The sequence below is a fragment of the Paenibacillus sp. FSL L8-0502 genome, from assembly GCF_038593055.1.
GTDB lineage: Bacteria > Bacillota > Bacilli > Paenibacillales > Paenibacillaceae > Paenibacillus > Paenibacillus polymyxa_D.
The window spans coordinates 1,716,892-1,735,669 of the sequence record NZ_CP151958.1; the positions used below are offsets into that span (position 1 = coordinate 1,716,892).

General features: G+C 46.1%; 18 protein-coding genes. 8 read left to right on the forward strand and 10 right to left on the reverse strand.

The window, feature by feature from the left end; genetic code table 11:
- The first annotated feature begins 19 nt into the window (after positions 1–19).
- From serC to NSQ57_RS07660, 3 genes are all read left to right on the forward strand, one after another.
- Entirely contained in the window at positions 20–1,111 is a 1,092-nt protein-coding gene (gene serC, locus NSQ57_RS07650; protein ID WP_029516513.1) for a 3-phosphoserine/phosphohydroxythreonine transaminase, read from the forward strand.
- 239 nt (positions 1,112–1,350) lie between these two features.
- A complete protein-coding gene (trmL, locus tag NSQ57_RS07655; protein ID WP_029516514.1) occupies positions 1,351–1,815 on the forward strand; it encodes a tRNA (uridine(34)/cytosine(34)/5-carboxymethylaminomethyluridine(34)-2'-O)-methyltransferase TrmL in 465 nt (154 codons plus the stop codon).
- A 375-nt stretch (positions 1,816–2,190) separates the two neighbouring features.
- Positions 2,191–2,439 carry an AbrB/MazE/SpoVT family DNA-binding domain-containing protein gene (locus tag NSQ57_RS07660; protein ID WP_013309439.1) on the forward strand — a complete coding sequence of 83 codons (249 nt, stop codon included), beginning with the start codon at positions 2,191–2,193 and terminating at the stop codon, positions 2,437–2,439.
- Positions 2,440–2,537: 98 nt separating this feature from the next.
- Here the strand turns inward: NSQ57_RS07660 and NSQ57_RS07665 are convergent, their stop codons facing one another.
- Together NSQ57_RS07665 and NSQ57_RS07670 are read right to left on the reverse strand one after the other, a co-directional pair.
- Positions 2,538–3,605 carry a phosphodiester glycosidase family protein gene (locus NSQ57_RS07665; protein WP_029516515.1) on the reverse strand — a complete coding sequence of 356 codons (1,068 nt, stop codon included), beginning with the start codon at positions 3,603–3,605 and terminating at the stop codon, positions 2,538–2,540.
- Positions 3,602–4,009: a hypothetical protein gene (locus NSQ57_RS07670; RefSeq protein ID WP_029516516.1), complete on the reverse strand. Its 408-nt coding sequence runs from the start codon at positions 4,007–4,009 to the stop codon at positions 3,602–3,604. Before NSQ57_RS07670 ends, NSQ57_RS07665 begins: the two co-directional genes overlap by 4 nt.
- Positions 4,010–4,284: 275 nt before the next feature.
- On the opposite strand from NSQ57_RS07670, the gene NSQ57_RS07675 reads away from it, so the two are divergent.
- Together NSQ57_RS07675 and NSQ57_RS07680 are read left to right on the forward strand one after the other, a co-directional pair.
- Positions 4,285–4,941 (forward strand): response regulator transcription factor, encoded by a 657-nt coding sequence (locus NSQ57_RS07675; RefSeq protein ID WP_029516517.1) that lies wholly within the window; start codon positions 4,285–4,287, stop codon positions 4,939–4,941.
- A gap of 50 nt (positions 4,942–4,991) precedes the next feature.
- Positions 4,992–6,245: a PLP-dependent aminotransferase family protein gene (locus NSQ57_RS07680; protein ID WP_029516518.1), complete on the forward strand. Its 1,254-nt coding sequence runs from the start codon at positions 4,992–4,994 to the stop codon at positions 6,243–6,245.
- 19 nt (positions 6,246–6,264) lie between these two features.
- Here NSQ57_RS07680 and NSQ57_RS07685 read toward each other — a convergent pair whose 3' ends face one another.
- Positions 6,265–7,098: a DUF2161 family putative PD-(D/E)XK-type phosphodiesterase gene (locus NSQ57_RS07685; RefSeq protein WP_069012819.1), complete on the reverse strand. Its 834-nt coding sequence runs from the start codon at positions 7,096–7,098 to the stop codon at positions 6,265–6,267.
- Between the two features lie 283 nt (positions 7,099–7,381).
- Here NSQ57_RS07685 and NSQ57_RS07690 point away from each other — a divergent pair, with 283 nt between their 5' ends.
- A complete protein-coding gene (locus tag NSQ57_RS07690; RefSeq protein ID WP_029516521.1) occupies positions 7,382–9,277 on the forward strand; it encodes a PrkA family serine protein kinase in 1,896 nt (631 codons plus the stop codon).
- A gap of 325 nt (positions 9,278–9,602) precedes the next feature.
- On the opposite strand, the gene NSQ57_RS07695 is transcribed toward NSQ57_RS07690, so the two are convergent.
- From NSQ57_RS07695 to NSQ57_RS07725, 7 genes are all read right to left on the reverse strand, one after another.
- Positions 9,603–10,481 (reverse strand): arylamine N-acetyltransferase, encoded by an 879-nt coding sequence (locus tag NSQ57_RS07695; RefSeq protein ID WP_029516522.1) that lies wholly within the window; start codon positions 10,479–10,481, stop codon positions 9,603–9,605.
- 246 nt (positions 10,482–10,727) lie between these two features.
- Positions 10,728–11,624: an aminoglycoside phosphotransferase family protein gene (locus tag NSQ57_RS07700; RefSeq protein WP_069012818.1), complete on the reverse strand. Its 897-nt coding sequence runs from the start codon at positions 11,622–11,624 to the stop codon at positions 10,728–10,730.
- 18 nt (positions 11,625–11,642) lie between these two features.
- Entirely contained in the window at positions 11,643–12,653 is a 1,011-nt protein-coding gene (locus NSQ57_RS07705) for an aminoglycoside phosphotransferase family protein (RefSeq protein ID WP_318626819.1), read from the reverse strand.
- A gap of 208 nt (positions 12,654–12,861) precedes the next feature.
- Entirely contained in the window at positions 12,862–13,410 is a 549-nt protein-coding gene (locus NSQ57_RS07710; RefSeq protein WP_340954918.1) for a PepSY domain-containing protein, read from the reverse strand.
- Between the two features lie 118 nt (positions 13,411–13,528).
- The gene (locus NSQ57_RS07715; RefSeq protein ID WP_342425861.1) at positions 13,529–14,122 is read right to left on the reverse strand and encodes a PepSY domain-containing protein; all 594 of its coding nucleotides are present in this window, start codon (positions 14,120–14,122) and stop codon (positions 13,529–13,531) included.
- 22 nt (positions 14,123–14,144) lie between these two features.
- Complete coding sequence (locus NSQ57_RS07720; RefSeq protein ID WP_342425862.1) at positions 14,145–15,506, reverse strand: HAMP domain-containing sensor histidine kinase; 1,362 nt, start codon at positions 15,504–15,506, stop codon at positions 14,145–14,147.
- On the reverse strand, positions 15,503–16,204 hold the full coding sequence (locus tag NSQ57_RS07725) for a response regulator transcription factor (protein ID WP_069012810.1): 702 nt from the start codon (positions 16,202–16,204) through the stop codon (positions 15,503–15,505). Before NSQ57_RS07725 ends, NSQ57_RS07720 begins: the two co-directional genes overlap by 4 nt.
- 252 nt (positions 16,205–16,456) lie before the next feature.
- Here NSQ57_RS07725 and NSQ57_RS07730 point away from each other — a divergent pair, with 252 nt between their 5' ends.
- Both NSQ57_RS07730 and NSQ57_RS07735 read left to right on the forward strand, forming a co-directional pair.
- Positions 16,457–17,143, forward strand: coding sequence for a response regulator transcription factor (locus tag NSQ57_RS07730; protein WP_029516529.1), 687 nt, complete (start codon positions 16,457–16,459; stop codon positions 17,141–17,143).
- Entirely contained in the window at positions 17,140–18,723 is a 1,584-nt protein-coding gene (locus tag NSQ57_RS07735; protein WP_340931767.1) for a HAMP domain-containing sensor histidine kinase, read from the forward strand. Before NSQ57_RS07730 ends, NSQ57_RS07735 begins: the two co-directional genes overlap by 4 nt.
- The last annotated feature ends 55 nt before the right edge of the window (positions 18,724–18,778 follow it).

An 18,778-nucleotide genomic window follows, 5' to 3' on the forward strand; every position in this document is an offset into this window, starting at 1 on the left:
GTAGAGAAGGGATGGGAATTTGTTGAGTAAGAGAGCCTACAATTTTAATGCAGGACCAGCGGCATTGCCGCTCAAAGTACTGGAACGTGTACAAGCTGAATTCGTAGATTTCCAGGGAACAGGGATGTCGATCATGGAAATGTCACACCGTGGAGCTGTGTATGAATCTGTTCATAATGAGGCGCAGGAACGTCTGTTATCTCTGCTGGGCAATCCACAGGGCTACAAGGTGTTATTCCTACAAGGGGGCGCAAGTACGCAGTTTGCAATGCTACCTTTAAATTTCTTGCGCGAAGGACAGACTGGGAGCTATGTAATGACAGGTAGCTGGTCGGACAAGGCATATAAAGAAGCCAAGCTACTGGGCAAGGCTCATATTGCTGCATCCTCCGCTGATGAGAAGTACATGCGTCTTCCGAATGTGGATTCCTTGGACTTGCCTGAGAATACTGCTTATGTGCATATGACGTCCAACGAAACGATTGAAGGTACACAATTTAAGCAATTTCCGGATACGGGTTCCGTACCATTGATTGTGGACATGTCCAGTGATATTTTTTGCAAGCCTTTTGATGTTACTCAATTTGGATTGATTTATGCTGGCGCACAAAAAAATCTGGGACCTTCTGGTGTGACGGTCGTGATTGCCCGTGAAGAGTTGCTGACTTCCTCACCGGACAATATTCCTACCATGTTGCGTTATAGCACATATGAAAAAAATAACTCTCTCTACAATACCCCCCCATCTTTTGCCATATACATGGTGAATGAAGTGCTGAAATGGATTCAGGAAGAAGGCGGTTTGGAAGGTATTGAGCGTGTGAACCAGCAGAAGGCTGCTTTGCTATACGACCGTATTGACAGTAGCGAAGGCTTCTATCGTGGTTGTGTGGACAGCGCTGATCGCTCTATTATGAATGTAACCTTCCGCCTTGCGAATGGGGATCTGGAAAAACAATTTATTAAGGAATCCGAACAGGCCGGGTTCATCGGACTGAAGGGACATCGCAGCGTAGGAGGGCTTCGCGCCTCGATCTACAATGCTGTTCCATTGGAGAACTGTCAAGCATTAGCCGAGTTTATGGACGGATTCAAGCAACGTAACAGTTGATTACGTCGACATATATTTCGATACACGATATTTGAAATCGAAAAAGTAAATGTAGAGCCTTCCCTGAATGTGTATAGGGGAAGGCTTTTAGTGGTGTGGGTTGAAATTTTTGTCGTTTGATGTTCATATCTGTCTGATTTTGTTAAAATAGAAGAATGTGTATGTTTTCAATGTATACACTTTGGTTAAACTGTAGGTTATTTGTCTGATGAATTTAATGATGAAGGGAACGAAACGAGATGCCATTACATATTGTGCTTGTCGAGCCGGAAATCCCGGCCAACACAGGGAATATTGCCAGAACGTGTGCTGCAACCGGAACTCATCTGCATTTGGTGAAGCCACTCGGCTTCCGTACCGACGATGCCACGTTAAAACGCGCCGGACTTGATTATTGGTACGCTGTCCACATTGAATATCACGAGTCTTTTGCTGAAGTGCAGGAGAAATATCAGGAAGGTCGCTTTTTTTATGCGACGACCAAAGCAAATCAGCGGTATAGTGATATTGCATTTCAGGATGGAGATTTTTTGGTATTTGGTAAGGAAACGAAAGGCTTGCCTCCTGAATTGTTAGCTGCTAATCCAGATACATGTATCAAGATGCCTATGTCTGATAAAGTAAGATCTCTAAACTTGTCGAATTCCGCTGCAATTATCGTATATGAAGCGCTGAGACAAATGGATTTTCTGGATTTATCATAAAGAGCATCAGGTGAACAAGTATAAATGCGAATAAAGAACCAGGACCTTAGTTGCTAATAAAAGTTTCACTTTTATTGCTCAAAAGTATATGACAGTGGAGCTTAAATCAAGCTTGTATGGTCAAAAATTTGCGAAATTTCTCAACTAGGGCTAATAATAATTGGCTTTCCGGTCGATAAAAATATTATAGACATTCTGTACCATACTTTGATATGGTTCATGATTTTATGAAAAAATGTAATAAAATTTCCTGTGATCAGCAGGATTCGACAAAAAGACAGCGAATACTACATAAAGAATAGTGTCTTTGTACCTAGTTTTTCGCATGGTAAGAAATTGTAAGTTATTACTCAATAGGAGAGGTGTACGATCACGATGAAACCTGCCGGTGTGGTACGTAAAGTTGATCAGCTGGGGAGAATAGTTTTGCCTAAGTCACTGCGTAAAAGATATCAAATGAATGAGGGAGATCCTGTCGAAATTTTGGTTCAGGGTGACCACATTATTTTGGAGCGTTACCGTCCAAAATGTGTATTCTGCGGGTCAGTAGAACAAGTGAACGATTTCAAAGACCGTTATATTTGTGCTCAATGCCTGACAGAAATGACACAGTATTCCTCCTAAATGAGGCAAAAGCATCACGACATTCGTTCGTGATGCTTTTTTTCGGATAGAGACGTACGTCGGCAAGCATATTTAATTTGGTAGCAGACTACACATAACTATTTATAGAACAAAAAATGAGTAGGGACTGGACGCAAATTACCATCTGACGGTTTGTTTACGACTCGACCGTTAAGTATAAGCGACGAGGAACCGCCTCCGTCCAAATTATAGGCATCTTGAACACCTAGATTGTACATTTTTCCTTGCAGTTCTTCGAGCGTCGCGCCCGAACCCCCGCTTTCATTGTAGCCGTCTACGACAATAATGAGCAACTGATCATCTTTATAGTTGCCAATGACCGTACGTGGGGCCCGCTTGGGGGAGACTTTCCATTTGTCAGGAATAGGCATTTTTTGTCCCCTTTGCAGCAGGACGGGAACGAAGGTAGCCCCAAAGGTAGGCTTTAAGCTGTCAAGTGCACCTTGACTGTAAAATTTGCCACCGATAAGCTTGCCATCGTTACTCAATCCGACGAAGGATAAATCCTTAAAACTGGACTGAAAGCCAGTAAGGTAGTGGCCATTCAAGACAGTAGTGCTTAATGGATAGCGTTTGCCGTCTCCATCCGCAAAGCCGCCTGCATTGATGCCTGCAATAGCTCCGTGTCTCAAGACTGCACGCATGGTGGTTTCGGAGCCACCCAATTTGTCACTTCCCAAAGACATTTTCATAGCAGTAGGATCTTTAAGTTTGACCTTCATAGCGTAGCCATGATAAATTCCCGGGTTTACCTTAAACAATTCAATGGTAATCCGGTTGCTATCTACCCGCTCATAGGGAACCCCCAGTTTGGCGGTGATGCGTCGATCATAGATGACCGCGGGCCGCTTGGACTGCGTAGAGGCAGTCACGACAAGCTGATTCATCGTTTGGGTCGTTTGCTTGTAGAGCTCAGAAGTCCGGCGAATTGTAGATAAGGTGTACGTTGCCGTTTGCTTGGCTTCATCAAGCTGCTTGCCTACTGATTGCGTTTGTAGAGTGACTTCAGCTTTTTGCAGACTTGAAGAAGTAGACCCAGGAAAGCTCAATGAGGGATGCACTAACAAAATACACCCTAACAAACCGATAAAAGGAGCAAGGGCCAACATAAAGAACCGATTCACTTGTTTTGCGTCTACATTCATTTTAGCAAGTCCATTTTTTTCTGAAGTGTATTGAGCTGCTGCTTGACTTCGTTTAATTGGGTGTACAGTTTATTACTGTTATCGGTCTTATTGTTTGCATTATCCTTCGTGAAGGTCAGTAGTTCATTGAAGGACTGGACTTTGCCTTGCAATCCGCTAACTTCCTTGGAAAGAGCAGTCAGTTGCTTTTCATAGTCAGATTTGAGTGCTTGAATCTGTTGGTCTGTATGGGTTTGCATCTCGTTTAGCATTTGCTGCTTCAAGTGATTGCTATACAGATAGGTTGCGAGAGCACCTAGTATAATAAGAATGAACCAAAATAGCAGAAAAGCCTTTATGGGTAACCCCTTTCTTGAATTGCTCCGCCGAGCTTCGGCAGAAGGACGTTCAGGTGAAGCTTGCATACGATTTTCAACTCCCGTGTAAAGTCAAATTTCCAGTCTTTATTTGCAGTTCCAATTCTATCATGGGCCTATTTATTTCGCAAAAGCGAAATAGTCGTATAAAAATATTGGAAAAAGAGATTGCATCGGAAGGAAGTCCTAGGATACAATTTCCTTAAACGTTTTTCGCTTCCTATACGTTCACATTCGCGCAATTTCTACATATGCAATCACCAATTTTAGGATTATTTTCGCTATTAACTATGTATTTTTTTGTAAAATCAGGAGGTTTAGATATGAGAAAAGTATGGCAGGTGGTCATCATAGATATCCATCCTACAAGTATGCTGGGAACAAAGCTTATTTTGGAAGACCAGCAGGATTTGCTTGTCAGAGGGATGTCTTCCTCCGGAACGGAAGGCTTGGAGCTGGCTTGCTCCATTCGACCAGAAATCGTTTTAATGGACTACAGGTTGCCTGAGGGAACGGCGGAACCATTTTTGACACAAATGCGGGCCTTGTCTCCGGACAGCCATATTGTTATTATGACGGATGAGGATAATATTACTTTGTTTCAGCAGCTAATTTCGCTCGGAGCAAATGGAATGTTATCCAAACAGGCATCACCGAGCCAGTTAATCCATCTGATCAACGGTTTACGCGAAGGATTTGCTTCCTTGCCGATGGATTGGATTCGGTATGGAAACTGGCCCTTTATGCCGTTAATGGCATCCGAGCCTTTTGACGAATTGACACAAACCGAAGTGTTTATTATGGAACGTATTGTACAAGGAATTACATATGACAAAATTGCTATCGAGATCGAAGTTAGCCGGCGCTCCATTGATAATTATCTACGTAAAATTTATGCAAAATTAGGCGTGTCCAGCCGGGCGCAGGCGATTGAACGTTATGCCTTATATGCGCGTCAGAGGAAGCAGCTATATGCCTGATGCGTCAGCCCGGAGATCATGACCTATTTTTCAGGAGAAGGAGGATGTTCATGCAATATTCCTTTGCTTCACGAACGGCTGCGATGTTGGCTTCTCCAGTGCGTCATATCCGGGAAAATGCGAGAAGACACTCCTTTATATCTCTGGCTGAAGAATTGCCTGCACAAGAGCTGTTTCCGGTGAAGTTGCTGGAAGAAGCGGCCCATGATGTGTTTGGCTCCGGCCCTGATGCCCTCCAGTATGGTGAACCGGAGGGCTATTTTCCTTTGCGAGCATGGCTTGCGGGTGAGTGGGAACAGCGTAAAGGAGTAAGAGTACCACCAGGTCAAATCCTTCTCACGACAGGTAGTCAGCAGGCCATTGACCTGATCATAAGGCTGATGGTGGATGAGCGTGATCCGGTATTGGTCGAAAATCCTACATCTCCTGGATGTTTACAAGTACTATCTATGCAGGGTGCACAGATCGTTCCTGTAGAATCAGATGGGGAAGGTGTCATTCCTGATAAGCTTGAAGCTTTAATGATCCGTTATCGACCCAAGCTTTTTTTTGCCACGCCAACGTTTACGAACCCCACGGGCTCCTTGTGGAGCGCGGCAAGGCGGCAGGAAATTTTGGACCTGTGTAGGCATCATGAGGTACTGGTAGTTGAGGACGATTCTTATGGTGAATTGCATTTGAAGCAAAAAAATGAGTCCCATGACAAGAGTCCGCATGGTCAGAGTCGAAAATTCGCAGAGACTTACCCCTCACTATTTGCGCTGGATCATGCGGGTCAGGGCGGTCAAGTGCTCTATATCGGTTCGTTCAATAAAACCGTTGCTCCTGCGCTGAGAACGGGTTGGGCTGCTGGTCCTGCGCCGCTGATTGAAGGAATGTACGCCTTGAAGCAGTTGGCTGATATGCAATCCAGTACGATGAACCAACGGCTGCTGTTCCAATTGTTGACCAGCTCGCGTTTTCAATGGCACGAGCACTTAGCGATGCTGAACAAGGAATATTCGACTCGACTTCAATTAATCTTGGAGTTGCTCAAGCGTCCGTTTTGGAAAGACGTGACGTATCATATTCCGTCCGGTGGCATGTATGTATGGGTGCAGTTGCCCGATGGGCTGGACAGCGCATTGCTGCTAAAGGCGGCGTTACCCAAAGGCGTAGCATTTATGCCAGGTGCGCTATGTGCGGTTGGTAGTGAAGGCGCGTCCCATATTCGCCTCAATTTTAGCCATCCGGGCCGTGAGCAATTGCTTATGGGCATGAATCTGATCGGTGAGACGATTAGTGAATTTACTGCACGGAGCTAGCAAAAACCATCGCCCCATGTCAGTCATCCTCCGTTTCCGCAGCAACGGTGGAGTAAGTGATTGGCGCTTCCGCAATCTGGCGCTGTCCACTATCCTCGTCAAGCTCTGCGTCCATTCCAGCGGCCGTTTTAATGCCATGTTCTTGCAGTACTGCCGCATACTCATTTAGGGCAGCTTCGCCAAACGGAGTCAGTCGATAGCGGCCGCGGGATACGCGCTCAAACCAGCCGTAGTAGTTATGCTGAAGCACGGCAGCAGCTGTGCTGACGGCTGCTATGCGAGCGAGCTGCGCCGGAGCGGCTTCCCCCAAGCTCTGCAAGGCTGCCGCTACGCGCAGCGCTTTTTCCCGATAGGCAGTGACCAGCTTGCGTCGGGTGCTGCCGCCAGTATTGTGGTCACCGCTGCGTGCGTGAAATTCCCGCAGTAGCTTTTCCTTGCGCGAGCCCGGGCGTACCGCTGCTGCATTGCGGGCATTGTCGCTAGGTAGCGCAGGGTTACACAGTACCTCAACGAGCGGCGGCTTCGTTTTGAAATGGGTGACGGTAAGCAAGCCAAGTCCTAACTGGCGGCACAGTCCCACCAGTTCGTTCCAGCGCTGATTCACGGCCCCTTTTTTGGCACGATTCCGTTCTACAGCCACATATACATTGCTGCTTAGTTTCAAACGCTGCATGCCTTGCAGCACAAGCGCCAGGTTAAACGTCTTTTTGATCTCTACAATCAGTGGTGTCTGTTGCCCTGGCTTGATACCCACCAAATCGCAGTTGCGCACCTCTCCTCTGACTTCATATCCCAAGCTCTCAAAAAAGGCTTTCACCGGAGCGTACAGCTCCGTCTCATGCCGAACCGCCATGACTTCTCCCGCTCCTTTATCCCATTATTCCGAGCTTATATTGTACCATAATGCGTCAGGTCCGCGTCGTTGTTGTATATTTTAGCACAGTGTATCCCTTGGTTTTTTCGATAAAGCAGAGAGACCTGTCACAAAAAATAGGTCAATTCTGAAATCAATCTGCATAGGTATGTATTACACTTTTTTTAAGGGGATTGCATCATATCCTGAAAGGCGTGACGAGTGTAGCCATAATCATCCGGAGTGGAGGATAGTCATTACGCAGTCATGGGAGGAACCGAGCATGAATATTTTTGAACGCGTTGCGGAGTACCGGGCGGAAAACAACCGTCTGGCCTGGAGCGGCACTTTTAGAGAGTATATTGAGATACTCAAGAAAGACCCGACGCCGGCGATGACAGCTCATGCACGGGTTTACAAGATGATTGAATCTTTTGGTGTAGAAGAGGTTGGGGGACATAAGCGATATAAATTTTTTGAGCAGGAGATCTTTGGACTGGATCGAGCGCTGGAAAAGTTGGTGGAGGAATATTTCCATTCCTCAGCCAGGCGACTCGATGTGCGCAAGCGTATCCTTCTTTTGATGGGACCCGTCAGTGGGGGGAAATCGACACTGGTCACGTTGCTAAAGCGTGGCCTGGAGAAATTTTCGAGAACGGATCAGGGAGCCGTATACGCGATTGAAGGCTGCCCGATGCATGAGGACCCGCTTCATCTGATTCCCCATGAGCTGCGTCCCGATTTTGAAAAGGAGCTGGGTGTACGGATTGAAGGTAATCTCTGCCCATCCTGCCAGATGAGATTGCGCACAGAATTTGATGGCGATATTGAAAAGGTCCGCGTGGAGCGGGTGTTTATATCAGAAGAAAACCGGATTGGTATTGGTACGTTCAGCCCTTCTGATCCGAAGTCACAGGATATAGCTGATTTGACGGGCAGCATCGACTTTTCCACGATTACGGAGTATGGTTCGGAATCCGACCCGCGTGCGTATCGGTTTGACGGAGAGTTGAACAAAGCAAATCGTGGACTGATGGAGTTTCAGGAAATGCTGAAATGCGATGAGAAGTTTTTGTGGAATTTGCTTTCTCTGACCCAAGAGGGGAATTTCAAGGCCGGACGGTTTGCGCTCATCAGTGCAGATGAGATGATCGTGGCTCACACCAATGAATCCGAGTATAAAAGTTTCATTGCAAACAAAAAGAACGAGGCATTGCAATCAAGGATGATTGTAATGCCGATTCCTTATAACCTGAAGGTGTCTGAAGAAGAAAAGATTTACGCCAAGCTCATTAAACAAAGTGATATGAGACATATCCACATTGCGCCTCATGCGCTGCGTACGGCTGCCATTTTCTCCGTGCTTACCCGCTTGAAGGAGACGAAGAAACAGGGGATGGATCTGGTCAAAAAGATGCGCATGTATGACGGTGAAGAGGTCGAAGGATACAAGGAAGCCGATCTGAAAGAAATGCAAAGTGAGTTTCTGGAGGAAGGTATGTCCGGGGTAGACCCGCGGTACGTCATTAATCGCATTTCTAGTGCATTGATTAAGCAAAATGTGGAATCCATCAATGCCCTGGACATTTTACGAGCAATCAAGGATGGTCTGGATCAACATGCCTCCATCACAAAGGAAGAACGGGAGCGCTATCTGAATTTCATTTCCGTGGCTCGTAAGGAGTATGACGAATTGGCGAAAAAAGAAGTGCAGAAGGCCTTTGTGTACTCTTTCGAGGAATCAGCCAAGACGCTGTTTGACAACTATTTGGATAACATCGAAGCTTTTTGCAATTGGGCGAAAATTCGCGATCCGCTCACAGATGAGGAACTCGACCCGGATGAGCGGCTCATGCGCTCTATTGAGGAGCAAATCGGGGTATCGGAAAATGCGAAAAAGGCATTCCGTGAAGAAATATTAATCCGTATTTCTGCGTATTCTCGCAAGGGACGGAAGTTTGAGTATCATCATCATGATCGGCTGCGAGAAGCCATTGAGAAGAAGCTGTTCGCCGATTTGAAGGATATTGTGAAGATTACGACTTCAACCAAAACGCCTGACGCTAATCAGCTCAAACGGATGAATGAGGTGATTAAACGACTGATTGAGGAGCATGGCTACACAGGAGCCAGCGCTAACGATCTGTTAAGGTATGTAGGTAGCCTCCTGAATCGGTAAGACGAAATAATAAATAAGTACAGCATGGTGAAACTATGGATTGATCTGGATGGTGCCACACAGTTGTGAGGTTCCGATAAACGTGTTTTAGAGGGAATTCGGCAAGCACAGGGGGGTTCAGGTGCCTGTCGAATTCTTTTTTTAGTATCATTAGGCAGCGGAGAGTGCCTGCAATATTGCTTCTTCGCAGGAACATACAGAGGAATTGGCTTCGTTCACGAAGCTGATAAAACATGGTGAAGGAATTGGAAATGCTACAGCACTCCTCGGAAATGTTAAAGGTGTAAGATGTGGCTTGAAGACTATCCTTACGTTGGAAGCTTTACTATTGCAATGATTCAGTCATAGACTTTTTCCATTCCATATGAGCCGCAAGTACTCTTTTCCATAACTCGTCCCGTTCCTGGCGACTGTAGTTAACGAGCGGCTCGCCAAATACATCTGCCAACACTTCCAGCCACTGCGATTTCTGATCCAGCTCTATTTTTTCCAAACCGTTTAGCCCGCGCTTTTTCCAAATACATCCTCTGAGTTCATTCGCCTCTAATGCTTGCCTTTGCCGAATCAGAAATAGGTTAAACCATGGAGATTCCGCTGAGCGGCTATAGAAATGATGTTTCGGCATGAATTCTTCCAAATCCTGAACAACCGCAGGAGCAAAATCAACGCCAACAAATGAAGCAAGCGAGTCATGCTCTAACCGCCAACCTTTTGTAACAACTCCGGATTCCATGACTTTATAATGAAGAGGAGCCTGTTCATAAGTTCCCATACGGAGTGGAAGAGGCTCATATGGCATATCGCCCAGCCCGACATCAACAATCCATACTTCATCTTCATGTTGCTCATTTAGCAAGTTCACTGTTAGTCCAAGATGAAATGAATTAATGCGTGGTTCAGCTCCCAGAGGTTGTACCCCGGCACGATGCAGAGAAACTTTGTACCCTAGTGAATATAGTAGTGCACTAAAGGCACCATTCAGATGAAAACAATAACCACTTCTCCCATGTAGAATGAGTTGAATGGATTCTTGAAAACCAATGGCTGCCGGCTTCCTTGCATAAATGTCCAATGTTTGCCATGAAAGATGTTTTACATGAGCCTTATGCAGCTCAACTAAATAGGGAAGGGTAGGAGGTTGAATTTCGGGAATTCCGATTCTGTTTAAATAAGCTTTTATTTCTTCTTTTGTCATGGTGTACATGTACAGTCACCTCTATTGTTGTTAGTTTCCCAGATTCTCTTCTCGAAACCATTGAGCATTGAGTCTTAGCATCATTGTAGAAGGGGGAAGTGCTGTTTACAATGCTATAAATTTTTGATTGTACCGGTACAGTTAGCAAGTCGATTGGCTTTAGCGGCATGCGCTTTTCCTGTAGTTGTTGTCAGAACACAAAAAAACAGACCGTTTCATCGGGTCTGTTTTTTTGTTTAGTTCCAAGCTGACCGATTATAATAGTGATCTGAGTTCACGTCGGTATTTGTTCAAATGAACGAACGAGGGAATGACTCGTTTGGCAGAACGGAAGCCGCCTATTCTGATATTGCGGACCACATGATAGGGAGAGATCAATAGTGCGTGAAGCAGATGCAAATCATGGGTGCTCAATGGACGATATCGTTGATAGTAATCTATCGCGCGCAGCATCTTTGTCCCATTCCAAAGACAATTCCGATGAAGAAGATGGGAGAGATCTTTCATCCTTACATGTAGGGAGCAATTTTCAAAGTCGATCAAATGGATTTTGAGCTGTTTGTCTTTAATCAGATTGGGATAATTATAGTCGCCGTGTATAAATGCGGCGGCTTTTTGCTCCCGAGCAATGGCTTCTCTAACTTTGGGCTGCTGTAGACGATGGGACACTTCTTCACAAAGAGCTACGAGATGTGCTGTGCCTCTGTATGGGATGAGGCGTTTTTTGTATCCAGCTATTTCATCGCTCAAGCCTTCATAACGGATTCTGGATGGCGGAGCTTCAGTGACAGGAAAGCCCATGGCACTGGAATGGAATTTGGCTAAAGTAGCAATTCCCTTTTTGAAGTCTATTCTTTTTGTGAATTCTGGTCTGAGTCCATGAACCCAATTGGTTAATGTATACGAAACACCTTCATAGGTCATGTAAGCCGTTTGTTGTACTGTTGGATAGACCTTTTGGCTGCGTGTAAACCCGCGCTCATCCAGGTAGGACAAGACACGTGTAATAAAACGGATCTCTTCTTCCGGGAATTTGTAGGGTTTTAAGCAATAAGTCGTATTAGCGGTCTCAATCTTGTGAATGTCCTTCATTTGACGGGTACGCTGAATTTTGATTCCATACATCTGCTCAACGTTCGATAAAATCGACATTTTGCTCCTCACTTTCTTTTATACATGAGCCCACTCCTGCAAAATATGGATGATTTGTAATCGAAGAGGCCACGACTGATCCCAATGGTCCAGGATTTCACGATCTCTTGAACGGTGCGGGTGTCGGGAAGCATGCCAGGCTTCTCGTGGTAGTTTATATAAAGCCGTAACAATCTTCCGTTCAGTTCGGCTTAGTGGCTTGCGTTTTTGGTATCCCTTCAGCAAGGACTGCACAAATTCAGGATTGAATTGAGTCGTATTCATAAGGGCCTTTGCCAAATCAGCATAGACTGAGCCGATCTTAACCCGATCCCAATCAATGATTTTGAGATGACCATCATCCGAAATAATGACATTTGGGGTAGTGATATCACTGTGTATCAAGGAGGGGTGCCGATGTTCCATCCGAAGTAGCCTTATGATGGATGCATCCTGCAAATCCTTCCATGCTCGCCTGGATAAACGTTTGCAGTTTTCGCCGTGAGCATTGTACCAGTTGCGGTACGTTTTATCATGGCGACTGTTTTTTATCATTTTTCTTTGAAAAAGACGATCCTGGTTTTTCCATATCCGCAATTGTTGAATGGTCGGAGGAGACTTTACTTTATCCATCCGATGCAAGCCGGTGGAGGTGGCGTGAAGTGTGGCAAGTGCCCGCCCCAGTTTTTCGAAATCTTCAGCGGTCTCCAGTCCCCGTCCTTTGACCCACTGGCTTACATAAAATGGCGTTCCTTGATATAGAGTCCATAACTTGCCGGAATGAATGGGGAGCCATGCGGGCATGTAGGTATACTTTCTCTTTTTCAAAAGCCTTATATGGCTCGCAGCTCGTTCCATCTGTTGAATCGTATTTGAACGGACCATCTTTGTACGACTAAAAGGTTTTAATGCATAAGTTCCTTTTTTCGTTTTCACCTGGATCACTGCATTTTTTCGGTATAATGATGAGACTAAGCTTGATTTTAATGGAATCAAGCCGAAACGACGGGTGATTTTGCGAATCTGTGCTTTAGTATAGGATTTCGCCATAAGAACCTCACTTGACTTTGAATTGAAGAACAAGGTAATCCTCTGTTAGTTATCAGTCTATTCATAAGGAAATAATAGGTGCAGTTTTATGAAGCTATCTTCGTTCTTTTCTTGTGTCACATGGGTCAAAAAAAACGGAGCAGTGAAAGTTCGCTGCTCCGTTTTAATTAGCTCTGTATTTAGTTACCCTGATTATTGACCTGGGTGATTAATATTCGTTGTCATCATCTTCGTCTGTATCCACGATTGTGCCAGATGATGCATGGATTTCAAGTTCAACGGTTCCTTCGTTGGTGAGTACCTTTACCTCGTAGATGAACTGTCCATCTTCCTTATCCAATTTAGAAGACAAAAGGGTACTCCCGGGCACGTGTTTAAGCGCAATTTGCCCAGCCTGCTTTTCAGTCAGGGTGATGTGATTTGGCTTGTTAAGGATGGACTCGTCATTCGAGTCATGATCAAGCTCAGAATGGGAACGGATGGTTTTCCCAGTATAAGCATCAACATCTATATCCCAATCTTTATCCCCTTGTTGGAGATCCACCTCATAGTAGACCTTTCCGTTTTTGCGCTCCAGTTCGACATCTTCAACTTGTGCATTATTCCTCACAGCTTTCTTGGCAATGTTGGCAGCGGCAGTCGCTCCAATAAGGTCCGTAGGTTTAGCGGCCCATACGGCACTCGCTGAGACACCCGTAACCGTAACACCAAGCAGAACCGTGGCTGCCATAATTCCTAATGTATAATTTTTTTTCATTACATCATTCCTCCTTGTGCTATAAGCATGAATACAGCTTATCTCTTGAACATGAGAGGAACATAATAGAATCATGAGAAAACCATGAGAAACATGAGCTGAGATGATCGTCAAATCGTCATGATTCGTCGTGCGCCTGTTTTTCTTTTTCCCACGTTATAGAGTCAATAGAGCCCGATACTGCATTGACCTGTACTACTGCTTCACGCCCATCTTTTACCTCAACCTCAACCAGATAGTAGAGGCCTTTGTCGTTGCGATGAAGCTCAATATCATCGGATGTTCCGTTAACTGCTTGGGAAGCAAGCTTGGCTGCTTCTTTCTCCGTAATGACGAGAGAAGCTGGGTCAGGTTTATTAGTTGGATTCGATGTGTCTCTGGTTGGTGAGCTACCGGGCTTGTGGTTCTGGGGCTCCTGCTTCGCATCTGTATAAGCCTGTGCCCGCTTAATGGATTCGATGACACCGTCATAGGCATTGGCTCTTATATCGTATTTCCCTTTGGCGCGTTCCAGCCTGATCAGATAAAAATCACCCAAGCGTTGCGTTTCAAGCACCTCACCGGGATACTGATGTAAAACGGATTGGATGACGGCCTTTTCTTCCAATGGAGAAGCTGCTAACGACCGTGCCCAAGGCCACTGTAAAAGACAAATTGTGATCAATACAGCCGCCAGCGTACCCCCAATCATCCACACATAGATGGCTTTCATCGTTATTTCCTCCTTTGGCTTATTATTTTGGAACGGCAGGGAGGATGATCGTTGCAGTTGTTCCGCTTCCCTCTACACTTTCTAGCCCAATTTGAGCATGTATAGCTTGTGCAATTCCTGTAGCCAATGATAAGCCTAGCCCAGCCCCACCTTCCTCGCGGCTTCTGGCTTCATCCACACGATAGAAACGGTCGAATACTTTAGATAACTTTTCTTCCGGGATTCCAATTCCTTGATCTGTGATTTTTATGCAGGGTTGAGTTGTGCCGTCCACGGTATCAATCATCAGGTATATCGGCTCGTCACTGTATTTGCGTGCATTATCCAAAAAGATAAATAGGAGCTGCTTCAGCTTATTTTCATCGGTATAGCCATTGCAGTCTGCCTGTACATCCAGTTGAATTTGTCGGGCGAACGCATTTTCAAATGTAGTCTTTAATTCTGTCGCGATGCTGGTCAGGCGTACAGACTCCAGCACGACATTCCACTGTTCTTCGTTTCTGGCCAACAAAAGAAGCTGCTCTGCCATGTCCTTCATTCGGATCGCCTCGGAATGGATCGCTTCAACGGATTCGGCAAAAATCTTGGGATGCTGCAACCCCCGCCGTTTGAGCAGGCTGGCATAACTTTCAATAATGGTGAGCGGCGTCTTCAATTCATGGGACGCATTAGATACAAATTGTTCTTGCCTGACGAAATTTCGCTCCAGCAGTTCAATCATGTCATTAAATGTTTCACCCATTTCGACCAGTTCGTCGCGTGATGATGAATGGAGCGGAAGACGTTTAAATTTCCCGCTGCGCTGAATTTCTTTCATCGTGCTAATCATAGATGTAATGGGACGTGTAATCAGTCTGCCGAGCAGTCTTCCCGATACCACGACAGGAATGAGCGCAATGCCAGTGACAGCAACAAGTACGATTCTGAGTACCTGTAGCGTCTGCATCGTCGGTTGCAGACTTTCGGTCACCTGGAGATTGACAACCTCGCCATTGGTCCAAATCATGGGGAGCGATACAAGAATGTAACGGTTGCTTTCATAGGTAATGATGCGAACCTGCCGTGTTTCATCAAAAACGCCCTTCATCAAGCTAAGAGATTGCTCGGAAGAAGAGGTGATAGGGGGAAGAAAGTCGCCTTCTGGTTTCATTAGCCGAAGCATGCCATCCAGCGGTACATAGGCTCGGAGAAGATCCTCAGCGGCTACGGATACCGGAGCACGTTGAATCCCACGAATCATGTTCTCTGCTGCGTCCTCTACCTGGTCTTTTCGACTGTCTATCGAAAGTTGGCTGAATAGGAAATAGACTGAGAAATGAATGGCCACAAGTAAAATCCCGAATAATAACGAGGTATACGTATGGATTTTGTTTTGTAGCTTCATAAGGATTCCTTCAGAACATAACCAATTCCGCGTACAGTATGGATCAGCTCAGGGAGCTGGCGCGTAGGGTCGATTTTATTGCGCACGTAGCGAATATACACATCGACCACATTGGTATCGCCCATATAATCTATACCCCATACATTTTCCAGTAATTGTTCGCGGCTAAGTACCTGTCGCTGGTGTCTAAGTAAATGAACGAGCAAGTCAAATTCTCGCGGTGTAAGCTCAATGTTGTGCTCTCCTCGAAGAACTTCACGAGTACCTTCATGGAGACGTAAATCCCCGGCACTAAGCCATTGATCTACCACTTGTGGAGCCATGTCTTTCGTTGCACCCACTCTGAGTGCGGCCCGTACACGTGCAAGCAGCTCTTCGATCACAAACGGTTTGGTAACATAATCATTGGCTCCCAAATCGAGTCCCTCGACCTTATCTGCAATGGAACTTTTAGCCGTCAGCAAAATGACAGGAACGTTTGCATCATGCTTACGAATCCTCCGAAGTAGCTCGATGCCATTGAGACCGGGAATCATAATATCCAGCAATACTAGATCCCAATTGCCTTTGCAATACGTCTCCAACCCATCAATTCCGTTTTTTTCTTTACATACTTGATAGCCTTCAAATTGAAGCTCGATCTCTAGAAGCCGGGCAATCTTCTCTTCGTCTTCTACGATCAAAATAGAATGTTTCATGATCATGCCCTCCTGTAGGCGAATAGCTGATACGGAAGTATTTTAGCATATACGGACAGGTAAGACACTTCAAAGCGCAAGGCAGTGAGGGAAGAGATGTTTATACTGCGTCATATTTCCTTGACATTAAAAAGAGTCAATGTCTAATGATGGCGCTATGGAAAGTTGGAGTAACATAAGTTCAGGTCGCGGGCTTGCCCTTTGTCGCCAGGAGCGTAAAATAAAATGAAGCGAGAGCAGGGAGGGCAGGACATGGATAAGAAAATACTGATAGCGGACGATGAGGCGAGCATTCGAAATGCGCTGGCTTATGCGTTAAAGCGAGAGGGCTTTTTGGTGGAAACCGCCGTTGACGGGGAGGACGCCTTGGAAAAAATACGTTTGTTCCATCCGGATGTGCTCATATTGGATGTGATGATGCCCAAACTGGGTGGATATGAGGTGTGCCGCCGTTTGGAAAGTCGGAAGGGCATCGGTATTTTACTGCTGACGGCCAAAAACGATATCGTTGATAAGGTACTCGGACTGGAGCTGGGTGCGGACGATTTTATGAGCAAACCGTTTGATCTGAGGGAGCTGCTCGCTCGTATTAAAGCATTGGTACGGAGACTGGAGCGAGAAGGAGCACCTGCCCCGGAAGGAACAGAAATGGTACTCGGCCCATTACGGGTACGTCCGTCCAGCCGAACAGCTGAACTTGGAGCCATAGCGCTGGATCTGACCCCCAAGGAGTTTGATGTGCTGGCGCTGTTGGTATCTCATGCCGGAAGGGTGTATACACGGGACGAGCTGCTGGAGCAGGTATGGAGCTTCGATTATGTGGGAGGAACGCGGACGGTGGATATTCATATCCAGCGTTTGCGCAAGAAGCTTGAGCCGCATCAGGCGATATTGCAGACCGTGTATGGTATCGGCTATAAGGCAGAGAAAATGACGTGAACGAACATCATTCACTCCATCAGCAAGGAAACTTGCGGTCCACCGACCAGCAGAAGCGCAAACGCAAACCTACAGGCTTGAGCCTGCGTTGGAAATTTCCGCTGGTACTGGCGGCTTTGCTGCTGTTTACTGTCGGTGTGCTGAGCTGGCTCGTGCTTACTGGTATTCGCGCTAACCAGACAGATCAAATGGAACGCAGCTTAAAGCGTCAGGCCGAAATTGTAGAAATGCGTGTAAAACAGTCTTACCTGTTGGGAGTGCGCCAATCACCGGAAGACTTTATGAAGAAGCAGGCACCTGGGCTCGCAGTGGAACTGGGCGTATCCAGTAATATGCGCGTTATTTTATATGATGGTCAGGGGCATGAGGTTGGCAATTCTCTACCGCTGGCTTTTAGAACAGATGTCAGCCAGGCGCTCTCCTATGCGATCCAAGGCAAAATTGCATACATTACGGAAGGAAGCGCAATCACTTATTTGGCTCCGCTTCAAGGTCCGGACGGCTTACTGGGAGTGGTACAGCTTCACAGCTCAATAGAAGCGCAGCAGCAGTTCTACCGGGCCATTGCCCACTTGTTTCTATGGACGGGGGGTGCGGTGCTGGTATTGAGCTTTATCTTAGGTTTAGGCTATGTCAGCCGCCAGACGAGGGACATCGGAAGACTAACTCGCGCTTCTGAACAGATATCGGCAGGGCATTATCCGGAAGCCAGACTGCTGCGGCGGCAGGATGAGCTGGGAAGACTGGATGAAGGAATGCTCCAGATGAGCCATGTGATCCGGGAGAGCATTACCGCGCTGGAAAACGAAAAGCTTCGGCTGGAAGAAACGGTTCAGCGTTTGAGAGAGCTAGAGCAGCAGCAAAAATCTTTTATTGGAAATATCAGTCATGAACTAAAGACCCCGTTAACCTCTATTCAAGCTTATGCTGATTTACTGGATATGTATGGGGATGATCCTGAACTGGTGCGTGAAGCGAGAGAAAGCATCAGTAAGGAAACAAAACGGTTATACGAGCTTGTCGAGGACTCGCTGCGGCTATCTGTGCTGGATAAATATGATTTTGAATTGCATACGGAGGTTGTGGAACTGCATTCGTTACTGGAAGATGCGGGGAGCCATATTCGAGGAAAAGCGGCAGCGCGTAGACTGGATTTTTCGATAGATACCGTTCCAGCCCAGGTGTGGGGAGACCCTAAGCATCTGATGCATATTGTACTAAATTTGCTGGATAATGCAGTAAAGTATAATCAAGACGGTGGATGGATTACGTTATCGAATCGGGTAGAACAGGACACTGTGATTGTGTATGTACGCAATTCCGGTCCGTGGATTCCTAGGGAGAAATGGGACATGATTTTTGAGCCGTTTGCTACTTTAAGTCGTGATCGATCTCGTCAGGACAGCGGTACGGGACTCGGTCTTCCTCTGGCGCGCAGACTGGCGGAGCGCATGGGGGGAGAGTTGCAGCTTACAGCTTCAGATTATAGTAGCTTGGAAAATGACAAAAGCCATACGAATGTAAGTGGTAATGAATTTTCGCTTAGACTTCCCCTCTTGGTTCACGATATCTCCCTGTAAACGGCCGATTGTTAGCACAGGGCTAGAATGGTGTCTTGTTTACAACTTGGAAACA

Coding starts and splice junctions, on each gene's coding strand:
- NSQ57_RS07670 (WP_029516516.1), bottom strand. CDS start 4,009: ATGCAAGCTTCACCTGAACGTCCTTCTGCCGAAGCTCGGCGGAGCAAT.
- NSQ57_RS07700 (WP_069012818.1), bottom strand. CDS start 11,624: ATGTCGATTTTATCGAACGTTGAGCAGATGTATGGAATCAAAATTCAG.
- NSQ57_RS07715 (WP_342425861.1), bottom strand. CDS start 14,122: ATGAAAGCCATCTATGTGTGGATGATTGGGGGTACGCTGGCGGCTGTA.
- NSQ57_RS07685 (WP_069012819.1), bottom strand. CDS start 7,098: ATGGCGGTTCGGCATGAGACGGAGCTGTACGCTCCGGTGAAAGCCTTT.
- NSQ57_RS07675 (WP_029516517.1), top strand. CDS start 4,285: ATGAGAAAAGTATGGCAGGTGGTCATCATAGATATCCATCCTACAAGT.
- NSQ57_RS07665 (WP_029516515.1), bottom strand. CDS start 3,605: ATGAATGTAGACGCAAAACAAGTGAATCGGTTCTTTATGTTGGCCCTT.
- NSQ57_RS07730 (WP_029516529.1), top strand. CDS start 16,457: ATGGATAAGAAAATACTGATAGCGGACGATGAGGCGAGCATTCGAAAT.
- NSQ57_RS07705 (WP_318626819.1), bottom strand. CDS start 12,653: ATGGCGAAATCCTATACTAAAGCACAGATTCGCAAAATCACCCGTCGT.
- NSQ57_RS07660 (WP_013309439.1), top strand. CDS start 2,191: ATGAAACCTGCCGGTGTGGTACGTAAAGTTGATCAGCTGGGGAGAATA.
- NSQ57_RS07690 (WP_029516521.1), top strand. CDS start 7,382: ATGAATATTTTTGAACGCGTTGCGGAGTACCGGGCGGAAAACAACCGT.
- NSQ57_RS07710 (WP_340954918.1), bottom strand. CDS start 13,410: ATGAAAAAAAATTATACATTAGGAATTATGGCAGCCACGGTTCTGCTT.
- NSQ57_RS07725 (WP_069012810.1), bottom strand. CDS start 16,204: ATGAAACATTCTATTTTGATCGTAGAAGACGAAGAGAAGATTGCCCGG.
- trmL (WP_029516514.1), top strand. CDS start 1,351: ATGCCATTACATATTGTGCTTGTCGAGCCGGAAATCCCGGCCAACACA.
- NSQ57_RS07695 (WP_029516522.1), bottom strand. CDS start 10,481: ATGTACACCATGACAAAAGAAGAAATAAAAGCTTATTTAAACAGAATC.
- NSQ57_RS07720 (WP_342425862.1), bottom strand. CDS start 15,506: ATGAAGCTACAAAACAAAATCCATACGTATACCTCGTTATTATTCGGG.
- NSQ57_RS07680 (WP_029516518.1), top strand. CDS start 4,992: ATGCAATATTCCTTTGCTTCACGAACGGCTGCGATGTTGGCTTCTCCA.